The organism is Moritella sp. F3 (assembly GCF_015082335.1).
In the GTDB taxonomy this organism is placed as follows: Bacteria; Pseudomonadota; Gammaproteobacteria; order Enterobacterales; family Moritellaceae; genus Moritella.
Genome location: NZ_BLRL01000003.1, coordinates 194,344 through 207,653 on the forward strand (window position 1 = coordinate 194,344; position 13,310 = coordinate 207,653).

Annotated in this window: 14 protein-coding genes; 3 read left to right on the forward strand and 11 right to left on the reverse strand. The window is 40.2% G+C overall.

Going from position 1 to position 13,310, the window contains the following annotated elements; translation table 11 throughout:
- Positions 1-6 precede the first annotated feature (6 nt).
- The 11 genes from JFU56_RS07090 to maoP form a co-directional block, all read right to left on the reverse strand.
- Complete coding sequence (locus tag JFU56_RS07090) at positions 7-999, reverse strand: sensor domain-containing diguanylate cyclase (protein ID WP_198436593.1); 993 nt, start codon at positions 997-999, stop codon at positions 7-9.
- Positions 1,000-1,224: 225 nt separating this feature from the next.
- Positions 1,225-2,082, reverse strand: coding sequence for an alpha/beta fold hydrolase (locus tag JFU56_RS07095; RefSeq protein WP_198436594.1), 858 nt, complete (start codon positions 2,080-2,082; stop codon positions 1,225-1,227).
- A 108-nt stretch (positions 2,083-2,190) separates the two neighbouring features.
- On the reverse strand, positions 2,191-4,158 hold the full coding sequence (locus tag JFU56_RS07100; RefSeq protein WP_198436595.1) for a bifunctional 2',3'-cyclic-nucleotide 2'-phosphodiesterase/3'-nucleotidase: 1,968 nt from the start codon (positions 4,156-4,158) through the stop codon (positions 2,191-2,193).
- Positions 4,159-4,345: 187 nt separating this feature from the next.
- Entirely contained in the window at positions 4,346-4,924 is a 579-nt protein-coding gene (locus tag JFU56_RS07105; RefSeq protein ID WP_198436596.1) for a DUF4136 domain-containing protein, read from the reverse strand.
- Between the two features lie 103 nt (positions 4,925-5,027).
- Entirely contained in the window at positions 5,028-5,414 is a 387-nt protein-coding gene (gene pspC / locus JFU56_RS07110) for an envelope stress response membrane protein PspC (RefSeq protein WP_198436597.1), read from the reverse strand.
- A complete protein-coding gene (gene pspB, locus JFU56_RS07115) occupies positions 5,411-5,632 on the reverse strand; it encodes an envelope stress response membrane protein PspB (RefSeq protein ID WP_198436598.1) in 222 nt (73 codons plus the stop codon). The genes pspC and pspB overlap by 4 nt, the downstream gene beginning before the upstream one ends.
- Before the next feature lie 340 nt (positions 5,633-5,972).
- Positions 5,973-6,632, reverse strand: coding sequence for an ion channel (locus JFU56_RS07120; RefSeq protein WP_198436599.1), 660 nt, complete (start codon positions 6,630-6,632; stop codon positions 5,973-5,975).
- Positions 6,632-7,705 (reverse strand): AI-2E family transporter, encoded by a 1,074-nt coding sequence (locus tag JFU56_RS07125; RefSeq protein ID WP_198436600.1) that lies wholly within the window; start codon positions 7,703-7,705, stop codon positions 6,632-6,634. Before JFU56_RS07125 ends, JFU56_RS07120 begins: the two co-directional genes overlap by 1 nt.
- A 32-nt stretch (positions 7,706-7,737) precedes the next feature.
- Complete coding sequence (locus JFU56_RS07130) at positions 7,738-8,766, reverse strand: DUF2955 domain-containing protein (protein ID WP_198436601.1); 1,029 nt, start codon at positions 8,764-8,766, stop codon at positions 7,738-7,740.
- Positions 8,756-9,967 (reverse strand): HlyD family secretion protein, encoded by a 1,212-nt coding sequence (locus JFU56_RS07135; RefSeq protein ID WP_242065901.1) that lies wholly within the window; start codon positions 9,965-9,967, stop codon positions 8,756-8,758. The genes JFU56_RS07130 and JFU56_RS07135 overlap by 11 nt, the downstream gene beginning before the upstream one ends.
- A 169-nt stretch (positions 9,968-10,136) precedes the next feature.
- Positions 10,137-10,514 carry a DUF413 domain-containing protein gene (gene maoP, locus JFU56_RS07140; RefSeq protein WP_198436602.1) on the reverse strand — a complete coding sequence of 126 codons (378 nt, stop codon included), beginning with the start codon at positions 10,512-10,514 and terminating at the stop codon, positions 10,137-10,139.
- A gap of 367 nt (positions 10,515-10,881) precedes the next feature.
- On the opposite strand from maoP, the gene JFU56_RS07145 reads away from it, so the two are divergent.
- From JFU56_RS07145 to JFU56_RS07155, 3 genes are all read left to right on the forward strand, one after another.
- On the forward strand, positions 10,882-11,334 hold the full coding sequence (locus tag JFU56_RS07145; RefSeq protein WP_198436603.1) for an Hsp20 family protein: 453 nt from the start codon (positions 10,882-10,884) through the stop codon (positions 11,332-11,334).
- A 181-nt stretch (positions 11,335-11,515) separates the two neighbouring features.
- On the forward strand, positions 11,516-12,013 hold the full coding sequence (locus JFU56_RS07150) for an Hsp20 family protein (RefSeq protein WP_198436604.1): 498 nt from the start codon (positions 11,516-11,518) through the stop codon (positions 12,011-12,013).
- Positions 12,014-12,211: 198 nt separating this feature from the next.
- Complete coding sequence (locus JFU56_RS07155; protein ID WP_198436605.1) at positions 12,212-13,240, forward strand: arginase family protein; 1,029 nt, start codon at positions 12,212-12,214, stop codon at positions 13,238-13,240.
- Positions 13,241-13,310 lie beyond the last annotated feature (70 nt).

Consider the following 13,310-nt stretch of genomic DNA (forward strand, 5'->3'; position numbering starts at 1 on the left):
CAGATTTTAGCCGTAGGTAAGTTGTTTGCTGGTTGTCGTTAATTCATACTGGTTGATTAATCCAGTACAACAATTTAAGTCACTACAGACCTTATTACGGCCTTCTGATTTAGCTTGATAGAGTGCTTTGTCTGCAGCATTAATGACATCATGGATCGACTCCATCGTTAATGATGCTTGGACGATACCGATAGAAGCGGTAAGTTGAATGGGCTGCTCTTGATGCTGGATGGGTATTGTTGCGATGCTATTTCGTAGTCGTTCTGCAATGAGTAGGCTGTCTCTGGTATCGGTATTAGGCAGTATGATTGAAAATTCATCGCCACCTATACGTGCAAATAAATCTGTAGCCCGTAGTTTTTTCTTGATGTGATGAGCGAACTCCTTGAGTGCGGTATCTCCTGCTGCATGACCGTAATTGTCGTTAATTGATTTGAAATTATCTATATCAATGAGTATCAACGCCAGTGGTTGCTGTTCTATTTGTGCTTTGTGAAATTCTATTTCAGCCATTTCATAGAAATTATGACGATTACTGATCGTGGTTAGTTCGTCTGTTGATGCGCGCTTGTGTAATTCTTTGGATAAAACCGCTAACTGAATTTCAGCTTGTTTTTTTTCAGTGATATCGGTACTGCTAACATATAACACCCCATCACCGACTATTTGTTCAGTAACCAAGTGCCAGCGGCCATCCCGAGTATCAGTTTCGAAACTGCGAAACGGGACACTGCGCCTTTTATTATTGGCGGCGATTAGCCATTTATCGATATTGTCTGATTCAATATTAATGCCAACGGAGTTGCGAAAACATTGCTTGATGAGTTGATCAAAAGTGTTGCCTAATGCCTGTTCTGCTGTGTGATCAAAGAGTGTCGCCATACTTTCATTACAGTATATAACGCGATCATTAATATCAAAAATCGCTAAACCATCATTGGTTACCGATAAAGCATCAAATACAATGTCCTGTATTTTTTTTGTCGGAAGAGCAGGCATCCATGTACTCCAAGGTGATGGTTTTAAACATCAATTAAAGATCAAGTTGGTGAAAATATACAAAGCGTGAGTGCTGACTATTATAGTGTTAATTGTAAAAATGGCTTATTTTTAGTTTGATAATGAGATCTAGACCCTAATTAGAGTTACTACTTAATGACTAGTAGTGTGTTTGTCATTGTAATTCTGTTTGTGGCTGTGTTGGTTGTATTAGTAGTAGCGCTGTTATTTAGTGTCAACAGCTTGATCCTTGATAATATCGACACATGCATTCGCGTGGCTAGTCACTAAAAAATGACTCGCATTAGCTATTTTATATTGCTTGGCGTTGGGTAATTCATGGCTTAGGTGCTGAACAATAGTTTGTGCAATGAGGTTGGATGCCGAACCGCATACCAGTTTTGTGGGGATCGTTAAGGCGTTTAGTGCTGACCTGTGGTGATGCATGTTTTCACACAAGGTCCAATGACGATTGTTGTTTTTTGTCAGAGCCGCCATACCATCTTTAATGAAATCGGGTAGGGGCTCAAATGAACCTTCACCGCCCCAGAAATTGATGACTTGCCCACAGACGTAAGGTTCATTATTGCTGATACTCTCGCGATAATCTTGAATGAAGGCATTTACTTGCGCCATCATGTTGTGATCACCAACGGATTTGAACACCCACGTTGATACTGGTTCAAACAGGGTTAATTGACTGATATTGACCGTTCCCTTCAGGGCTAACGCCAGCGCCACAACACCACCAAACGAATGACCTATAAGGTGGATTGGCTGATTAGTCTGAACTGTTAACTCTGTAATAACAGATTCGATGATAGCAAGTTCGGTATTGATGTTTGGGGCATTGAAATCATCGGGATCTGGCATCCCACAATGACCAGGTAATTTAATCGTAATACAGTGATGTGTGAGTGCAAGCTGTTGAACTATCTTCTTCCATGTTGATGTACTCGCGTAAGAGCCGTGAATAAATACAATGGGGCTGTTATTGTCACTGCCTTGTTGTTCATAGTAGCAAGGTGCGGGTGTATTTTCGTGACTGCTGTTTATGCCGTTATTGGTTGTGTTGTTATTCATGTGGCGTCCTGCCTGAATGAGGGGAATGGGATCGTTTTTAGTTAAGTGTAGCAAACTTAAGTTAAAAAAATACCGCAGACAGGCTGCGGTATTTCTGCTTATTTATGTTTATTTCTTACTTTGTAGATCTAAGCTATAGATAGCAAACCCAAGTTTATCTTCTTTAATAAACTGCATAGGGTATTGGCCTTTGTCCTTGATGAACTGTGCGGCTTTTTCACCTGGCGCGGTTTCAAAAGTGATATTGAGTTTCTTGTCGCTTTGTAACTGTGTGAAGTACCAGTTGTTATCGGCACTTGGCGTTACTTGGCCTTTTTCTTTACTTACACGGCTAATGTAGTCTGCAAGTACAGTGCGGTTTTCATCAGGTGATGCAAATGCAACAAACGCTTCACCTGTACCAGCAAATTTCGCACTGTAAGCGCGGTAGTTATTTGTTGCTACGAGGAACGGCTGCGCAGGATCTACCGGTTTGCCTTCAAACGTTAAGTCTGTAATACGGTTTGAATCTGGGTTGATCAATTTACATTCACCGTTATAGCGTGCTGGCTGTGATAAATCGATACCGTATTTAACGCCGTCAATCACATCGTAATTGTAAGTACGGAATTCATCCCAGTTGATCAGACCTTGTGGTGCAGTGCTGTTCAAGTCGATTTGGTTAAACTGACCTGCAGAACATTCAAGCCATTCCTTTACTTCTTTACCTGTTACTTTCATTGCTACGAGCGTATTTGGGTAAAGGTATAGATCGGCTGCATTACGGAAGGTTAATTGACCTGATTCAACTTCAGTGAAGTTAGTTGGATCGTTACCACGGCCGCCAGCTTTAAACGGTGCTGCTGCTGAAAGTACTGGGATACCGTCTAAATCAGGATCACCCTGAATAAAGCGTTGTACGTAATCTTGTTGCGCTAAGTTAACAATTTGAATTGTTGGATCATCTTGTACTAGAGCAAGGAAACTGTACATCACATCACTTGCTTTACCGATAGGTTGGTTAACGAAGTTACGTGTTGCTTTGTGGTCGTCTTTTACTGCTGCAACCATTTTCTCGTCAGCGTTCACTAGTGGTTTTTTAGTGAATTTGTCGAAAATAGGGCGTGCTTCAGTTTGTGCGTTCGTTACTTTCCACGTATCACCTTGTTTGTCTAATACAAGATCCATGATACCGACATGATCGCCCCAACGACCAGGCATTACAGCTGGAATACCGTTGATTGTGCCTTTTTCGATATCAGCGCCAGGTAACTTAGAGAAGCTCTCGCTTGGGAATACGGCATGCGAATGGCCAAACGCAATTGCATCAATACCTGGAACTTGTGTTAGATAGTAAACTGAGTTTTCAGCCATTACTTTATACGGGTCAGCTGATACGCCTGAATGCGGGATCGCGAGAATGATATCTGCGCCTTCAGCTTTCATTTGTGGCACAAATTTTTCAGCTGTTTGTTTGATGTCTAACGCTTCCACTTTACCTTCTAGGTTTTTCTTATCCCAGATTAAGATTTGCGGTGGTACAAAACCGATGTAACCGATTTTAACTTGGTGCTCTACGCCGTCAGTATCGGTAAAGGTATTCGTTTTGATGATGTACGGGGTAAACATGTTTTTACCGGTCTTAAGATCGATAACGTTAGCATTGATATACGGGAAGTTAGCGTCATTTGTTGCTTCTTTTAAGAAGTCTAGCCCGTAGTTAAACTCGTGATTACCAAGGTTACCGACGTCATAACCCAGTTGATTCATCGCTTTGTAAACCGGGTGTACATCACCTGGTTGTAGGCCTTTGTCTGCCATGTAGTCGCCCATTGGACTGCCTTGCAATAAATCACCGTTATCAACTAATACGCTGTTCTTTACTTCTGCACGGGCTTCTCTTACTAAGGTTGCAGTGCGAACTAGGCCTGTTTTTTCAGTTGGTTTATTCTTGTAATAGTCATAATCCATTACGTTGGTATGAATATCCGTCGTTTCTAGAATACGTAATTTGATGGTTTCCGCATAAGCAGGCCCGGCCATAGTCAGTAGCCCACCGAGTACCGCAATAGCGACTGGTTTGATCGATAACGACATGATTTTCTCCAAGTTAAATAGAAGTAGATACAGAAACGCCAAGGTAGCATAAATTAGCGACCCTTGGCGTTAAATTAGGAGGAATATATTGCTTTATTTGAGCGGTTTAGTGTATTTGCTTATTTATGTACCAGCGCCAGTATAAGCAAAGAGATGAGGGGGTTATTATCATCGTGCTTAACACTGTCTATTTTGCTGGTACGTGATTAAGCATCGATAACATGACCGCGGTAATTTTATCTTTACGTGCTTGTTGTGATTGCTCTATTTTAGCAATGCCTTGGGCAAGTACTTGCCATTCAGTTTGAAAAGTCTGAGGGTTATAAAAGGCGATTATTGCGCTACCTTTTTGAAATTCATCTGGGTCTAGGTGGCTCATTGATAAACCAAGATTTGAACCTACCTTGTTGAATATCTGCTCATCAGAGAGCTCTGATTCTACCGCTAAGCCATAACCAATGAGAAAGTCAGCTTGTTGCACATTATTTGTGAACGTGTAGCCTTTATCCTGCATTATTTGAGTGATGGCTGTTTCTGTATAATTAGAAAATAGTGCTTTATTACTGTTTTCGGGAAGGAATGTTTTACCGCGACCAGGGTACCAGGCAAAGGTCATTTTTTGTTGGGCAAATTGTGCTAGGTCGCCGGTTTCTACTTTCGTTAATTGATTAACGCTGTTGTATCCATTCGTTGGCGGGTATTCACTGGTGGTGCAGCCGACGAGTAATATAGCCATCGCAAGCAATGGCATTATGTTCTTTATCATCATACTCTCCTCTGTTGAACGTTAGTTCTCTATCTAATCTATGTGTCTCAGTTTCTCTTAAACACCTTACCATGGCTATTTATTTTGTTATCGACATCTACCATTATTTTTTAAATTCACGATCCATTTTAAATGAAAATGAGATCACGTAATTCTCGATGTCTTGTAAGTCGTTATCAATATCATCTAGCTCTGCGGCTATGTTATCAAGTAATTTTTCTGCTGTATGACCTTGTTGCCATGGCTTTGTTTTCATTGCGTGGTTGGCATAAATACTTTGTTGTTTTTGCTTTTTGATTGGCATTTTCTCGAGCAGTAAACAGGCTATCACATAAATTAAGATGGCGAGAAAGAAACCCGTGACGAAAAATAAGGATACAAACAGTACCCGTACGAGCCAGACTTCAGCGCCCATCGCCACTGCTAATCCTGCACATACACCGCCGAGTTTGCCATTTTCAGTGTCTCGATATATCGCTCTTACGCTCATCGGTCTCTCCATTTCGGTGATTCTTGGTCTAAAATCTGCTCGAGTGAGATAACGCGTTCTTGTAATTTTTCAGTGCGGTTAACTAATGAATGTAATTTATCTTTGTCTTTTTCTGACAGGCCTTGATTGCTTTGGCGCTTACTGCGGTAATATAAAATAAGCCACAATGGTGCGACGAAGACTAAAAATACAGTGACTGGTATTTGAATAAAATCCATGGTTATTCCTTATTGAACACAGATAGCGGTAAGCTGGGCAAACAGTAACGCATAATTAATTATGATGTATTACTGTATTTTATACATATATGAGCTGTTTGTATTGCTTAAAGCCCTGCGGTTTACAATTTCTTACGTGGTAATTCCGGAATTGGTGGTACTTAAATAATCGTTCATGGTCTTTATTGATGTAGATAGGGTATCAACTAGTTCTTACCTTGCAGTGTTAATTGCAGCTGTTTTTTGTATTTTGATATGTCGATTCGAATCATGAGATCACGTTCTTCGAGCATATTTATAATTTGATGTATCCCTTGTACTGAAAATCCTGTTGTTTTGGCTATTGGTGTTGTGTTTGGTTTAATCGGTGACTAACTAAGCTTGCTACCATGATAGCTAAATAAAAACTGCCTAAAATAGATTCAATAAAAACAAAAAATCTTGGTATCGGTAATGCGGGGGTGATGTCGCCATAACCTAGGGTTGTTAAAGTTATAAAGCTGAAGTAAACCACTGAAAACAAGTTATCCAACCAAGGTTTTGCCTCGATACCATTAAACGCCTGTGGAAAGAGTTCGATTTGTATAAGGTAGATAATTGCCCATGTGACGCCAATAAGCAAATAAACACATATGGAGCCGATGATCTGGTTTTTACTGACATACTCACTTAGCATGACTTGTTTTAGCGCTGTATGTGTGTGAGATAGTAGAAAAACTAACAATGCGAATAGTGTCACCAGAGAAAGATCATACTCATCAAAAAAAGTCATTGAGCCTGATATTGCCGCGAGAATGAGCAAAAAAGAATACCAATTTCGATAAAATTTTTGCTGGTTGTTCACGCCAACAATCGAAACCCCTAAGCAAATAATGATCAAGGCTAGGACTGTTTTTTGACCGCCACTGAAAAGCTGTTGCATCAAGGCACTGCTAAACAGTAGGCCGAGGAGTGCAACAAGTAAAAAGTAGAAGTTGTCATCTTTAGACACTGTTTTCATTATGATTCATCTTTTTCTTTAGTTTCATTTTCTAACCACACGGTGAATAACTGATATGTAAGACTCAATATCACGGCACCGACAAATAAACCTATAATGCCTGACATTACCATGCCGCCAAGCGCCCCGAGTAAAATAACCAGTATTGGTGTATCTGAACCTCGTCCTAATAACATAGGTTTAAGGACTGCGTCACTTGCACTCACTAGAACACACCAGATTAAAAATATAACCGCAGTTGTGGTTGTATCTACAGTGAATGCATAAATGATCGCTGGGAGTAATGCTAGGATTGGTGGAAGCTGAATGATAGCTACGATCAATACTAGAAACATCCAGATCGCAACCCCTGGAATACCTGCAAATGCAATACCTACGCCAGCTAAAATAGACTGGATAACAGCGACGCCGATAACGCCTTGTACAACCCCCCTGACTGTTGTTTTCGATATGGTTGTTAGCTCTTTGCCCTGTTCTCCACCTGTTAAACGACTTGCAACGAGTACGAAGGCGCGTTCACATTTGTCAGCATTCACCATGAAAGCGCCAGCGATGACCGTTGAGATAATAAATTGAATAAAACTGCCCCCCAGACTGCCTAGGAATGAGGCCATTTTGCTTATTACACTTTTCACTTCGTCACTGTAGTTGGTTAACATGCTTTCTAAATTTGATGATGCTTGTAGCGCAAACCCATATACTTTTTCACCTATGATGGGCCAGCCTTGGATACTGATATTTGGTGTTGGTATCACTATTGTTCCAGCCTGAACGCCTGTGACTAATGCTGAACCACCTGTATATAATCCTGTTGATAGTACAATTAGCGGAATTAATAGTAGTAATACACCGATGATTGAAAGCGCTGAACTTGCTTTAGCCTTACTTATGCCAAACTTGTTATTTGCCCAGATCGCTATCGGGTATAATGCCGTTGCGATAATACCGCCCCAGACCACCATGAGGAAAAATGGCTGTAAAATAGAATAACACCAATATATGAGTAGTGAGATGGCTGCTATTTTTATATATACGTCAATTGCTTGAGTTGAAAAGTTACTATTATTTGTCATGGACATTCCTTGTAGTTATATCAAGACTATGGCTATATTTGTAAAAACTTCCAGTTTCTTGTTTCTAAGAAGAAAGACACAAAGATCATGTAACCTCCAACCAAAAATAGCTGGAAGATACGTATAAACATATTATTATCGATATCACTTCCGCTCATCAGCGTGCTGCCTAACAAGACTAATACCGTACTAAAAGCGGTTGCATAAATAGGCGCTTTTTCAGGTTTAGTATAAATCTGTGTGGCCATCACAATGGCAACTAATGAAATAGATAAAGTATAAAATAATAAATTTGGTACGAGTGACAGCATGGCGAACATAGCAATCGCTAAGACGCCGCCAATGCTATTACTGATAATTAAGAAAGTACTTAATTTCACAGACTTTTCACCTGTGATCATTAATGACAATAAAGCAATAAACATCATAGTAAATAGTGCTTCAGTTATTTGAAAGATAAAGAAAAAGCAGACGATAGGAAAAGATATTAGCATGGCTCTAAAGGCTGCATACCAGCGTTGTTGGGTTGTTAACGGTGATATTTTGTAGCCTTTAAAATGAGATTGTTGTTCAGGGAAGTAAATATGCACGAAGGCAAAAATAGCCACTGCTATCACACCAGAGCTCGTTAATCCGACGGCTAAAAATATAGAGATCCCAGGATTAGAAATTGCCATAAAAGGTAATAATAAGATGGCAATGATAAGGATCGTTGCAAAGAGGTTCCACTTGGGGTCTGTGAATAAGTAATAACCCCATAACATCATTAAGCCTATGAGTATTAACAAGGGAAGTGGGTAGTGGGTGATCCCATTCGATAAGAGTAATCCTAAGGCGATGGTTGCCACCATAGCTATCATCAATTCATAAATAGTTTCTTTATTTAACTCGGCCTTATCAACCAAAAATTTGGCGACAAAGACGGGTGCGACAAATGCTAAGGGCCAATTAAACAGTGCCGCAAGAAAAACCGCGAGTCCAACACCGACGGTATAACGCATGACTCTAATTTGTATTTGGTTATTGGCCAACGCGCTATTGCTGTTCATATTATCGGACATAAGACATCATACTGACAACGCGGATCCAGAACTTACCGAGCATATTAAATAGGGGATTATCATCGCTATAAACAATGACATCAGCTTGGCCGCCAATGCGTATTAAGCCGCTTGCTTGAGCATGGTCGAATTCGATTGAAATGGGGAGCATTTGTGTTTGGCGTAGCCAGCCTGTTTGATTGTTCGCTTGAGCCAGTTTTCCGGCTTGTGGATCTTGTCCCCAGTCAACCCCCCAATCGACACTGGTGACTTTGCCTTTAATGACTTTACCTGGCGCAAAATCTAATGCGACTTCAACCTCATCACCGGCTTCAATATTACCCAAACTGTTTTCACTGAAATAGGCTTCAATCCAAATTTTTTCAGTCGAGACGAATGTCATTAATGGTTGGCCAGCAGATGCAAAAAATCCCTCTGAAAGACTGAAGTTGGAGACCGCACCTATCGTTGGTGCTTTAATACTGGTACGTTCTAGGTTGATTTGAGCTTGTTCAAGTGCGAGTATCGCCGCCTTGATTTTACTATTTTCTTTTCCATCTAAACCTAATTGTGATTCAGATTTTTTGAGCTCAGCTTCAAAGTTAGTCACATTGGCTCGCGCTGTGGCTAACGTTGCACGCGCTTGATCTGCATCGGATTGAGACATAATGCCGCGTTTAGCCATAACCAGAATACGATTGGTTTGTAATTTGGCATTTTCAAGTTCAACATTTGCGCTCGTTAAACGTGCTTGTGCCGATGCAATCACTGCTGTTTGAGCTCCTACATCTTGTCCTGCGATCATTAAATTTTGTTCAGCTTGCTTGACCGCTATCTCAAAATCGCTCGGATTGAGCTTAACCAGCACATCACCGGCTTGTACTTGTTGATTCGGTTGCACTAAAATATCGATAACTTGACCGGAGACTTGCGGCTTGATCGGCACTACGTAACCTTTGACGCGAGCACTATCTGTAGAGGGAATGATACGATCTGCAATAATACTAAATACCAACATGCACGAAACTGTAATTAGCAAATAATTGGTAAGTTTACGTACTTTATTTGGGGTTTTATTTTCACTTATTGCTATTGTGTTTGTTGCTTCTGTTTTTATGTCGTGGTCTTCAGGCATAAGAGTCCCTAATGATGACTGATGATATATTATTGCGAGTTGCTGCTGTTGGCTGTGTATTTCAGGGACTGTTTTGAGTCCAAGCATAAACTGTAATATCATTATAGACTATATTATACGCTTGGTTATCATGGTGTTATAATTGTGCGTTGAAGAGGTGTTACGTGCGGTTTATCATTAGATTTACTGTTAGTTAGTCGTCATTAAGGCAAATAAAAGCACTTACCGTGAAGTGCTTTTATTGGTGCGAAGTAGATCATGAATCTAAATCTAATTCATCATAGCTATTATCAAGATCTTCGAGTGTTGACAGCTCATCAACAAAATAATCACGGCTTGGTTGTTTAGCACTGCGTTTATTGGGCGCGCTACTGAGTGTATTTGTGTGTGTGATCTTGTGATTATATTTACGCCAGCAACGGGCGAAATCAGAGGTTAATTCGAATTCACCATCAAGCTCGGCGAGAAAGAAATGTTCATCAGCAGTGGCGGGTAAAAGTTCGCCCTCTTGAAGTCGCTGCATCGTTAAACCATAATGTTCTAATAATTGTGATTCATCTACATTAAATGCATTTTGTTGTTGAAAACCAAGCGGAAAATGCACTTCATCTAAAAATATACCTATGCTTCTCATAGCGATTACCTTGCGTTAAATTAACTGTGTCGTGAACATTTTAACTACTGATTTAATTGTTCTCTAAACTAACGTTGGATTTTGACAGTTTAATGACAATGAAAAAAAAATTGTAATCAGACGTCACAATTGTGTTTAATTATTTTTTAAAATAATGACACTCTTTCCTTGAAAACATCTCCCTGCATCCACATCTATTAGTTAGGCGCTTTCGAGGCCTAGGTAAAAATAAGTATCAACAACTGCCTAACGGAGTTTGTAGTGCTTAATGAAGATGACACTCAATAGAAATAAAATACATCATGGCTAGGCGCAAACTAATTTGGCTTAGTGACTATGATAATATTGCTCAATGGAGAATATAATTATGCGTACTTTTGACTTTACTCCCCTATACCGCAGTGCAATTGGTTTTGAACGTTTAGCTGCACTTGCTGAAACGGCTGCATCAAACCGCCAATCAGGCAACAACTTTCCTCCGTATAACATCGAACAAATCGATGACAATAATTATCGCATTACCATGGCTGTCGCAGGCTTTGACGACGCGGAAATTGATATCTCAACGCAAAATAATGAATTACTGATCAAAGGCACTAAAGCAACAATCGCCAAAGAAGACGATAAACGTACCTTCTTACATCGCGGTATTGCAGAGCGTAACTTTGAACGTAAATTTGAGTTAGCTGACCATGTTTTTGTCAATGGGGCAGACATGAAAAACGGCTTGTTGTATATCGATTTAGAACGTCAATTACCGGAAGCGATGAAACCGCGTAAAATTGAAATTAACGGCGCTAAAACGTTATCTGCTGAGTAATACGGTAAAGCCACAGGCTATAAACCGCTGTATCAGCAATACCAATACCCTAAATAAACTACATTCGTCTTAGCGGGCATTACCTCGCTAAGCTGTAACTCCGAGTACCTTTAAAAAAGGCTTGGCTATATAAGTGCTGCTCAGCAGGCTTATCGTTATCTATTGTTTGAGGAAAATAGACATGACTACAATGACAAAATTTGATTTCGCTCCCCTATATCGCCACGCAGTTGGCTTCGATCGTTTTGCTAATATGGCGCAAAAGCTGGTAGAAAAGCAGTTAATCGAACAGCAATTGATAGACAAAGCACGACCTGAAAAAACAGACCGCAAGGTGATTAAGGCGTCGGCAGAAGCCAATTATCCACGCTACAACATTAGCCAAACGGGTGAAACCGATTACCAAATTACGCTGGCGTTAGCGGGTTTCTCACTCGAGGAAATGGATATAACCGTGACAGCCAATGAATTGGTGATTACCGGTGAAAAATTGCCCGTTGAACAAACGTCTACGCTTTTACACCAGGGGATTAATCAAGCTAATTTCAGCCGTAAATTTGCATTAGCTGATCACGTACACGTCGTGAGTGCAGATATGCATCAAGGGCTGCTAACGATTAATTTAAATCGTGAAATACCTGAAGCATTACAGCCACGTAAGATAACTATTGGCCGTTAACATTCGAGCATAAAAGCCGTTCATATAACGCAGTTTTAAACACCCTGAAGCGCATCAATCTTGATGCGCTTTTTTGTTATTTAATTTTTGTGCGTCGATAAAATTTATTCATCGTCACGACAAAAAGAACTCATTTGCCAAACCTCGTCCCAAAGCGTTTAATCGCATTCTTTCGCGACTAAAAGGGGATAGGCGGAAATGACATTTTCTCAACGATTACGTCAGAATTTAAATCTTTGGTTTTGTTCGATTAAAGTGTTACGACCTTATAAACAGCAATCGACTCCCGGTGCTGTTTTATTAGGTGTCGCTGCGGATGGTCGATTCCCGAGTAATGTTGTTGCGGATAACAGTGTCGTTAACCTGCTATCAAAACCTGGTGGCTTAGAAAGTATTGCCCGAAGTGTTATGCATGCGGCATTCACCAAAACCAATATACCGGTTTATAACGCGGGTATGCTCGATGATATCGACGGTTTTGATGATTTGGATGTCGATGATATTCAACTGGAGCAATACCTAAAAGTGCTGGTGTATTTAATGGCGGGTCATTTCCCTATTACGATAGGCAGTGCAGATTCCATTTCAATCGCGAACTATCAAGCGTTATCAGCGCATTTATATCAACAGCAATACCATCAGCACCAGCATAATAAGTGGTATGGCAGTGAGTATGTCGCGGGTAATAACAAAATTGGTATTATCAATTTCGACCCCAACTTTGAGTTGCGGTTAACACCGTCTCCTAAGCTGGATTCTGCATTTAATGCAGTGAATCAATATTGCTTAGAGACATTTAGAATTTTTAATTATTTAGGATTAGGCATTTGTAAACGCACAAACTCTGCAGACACGTTTGAGTATGCAAAACAGCTCGGTTGTGATTGGTTATTGGATAAACACATGAGTACGACTCATCGTGAACTTATTGAAGAAACCTTAGAACGATTCATTGAGCAAGTAGACCATATTCATTTAAGTGTCGATTTAGCGGTTATTTATGAGCAAGTACTAGAGTCTAAGGATAGTCATTTACATTCAAGTCAGACTCAGGGCATTAGTCTTGAGATACTGATTTTTGCGTTAAAGATTATCGCGCGCAGTGGCAAACTGAAAATGCTCGATATTGTCACGCTAAACCCAGAACTGGATTACAGCCATAAAACCGCTGCTTATGTGTCATCGGTTATCTGTCCGGTATTACAACACCTGAAGGTATCGAGTTAATTTAGTACATTGTTGACTGCTAGTGGTGTTAATCGCTAGCAGTTAAGAGCAATTATTAAGTGTTATTAAA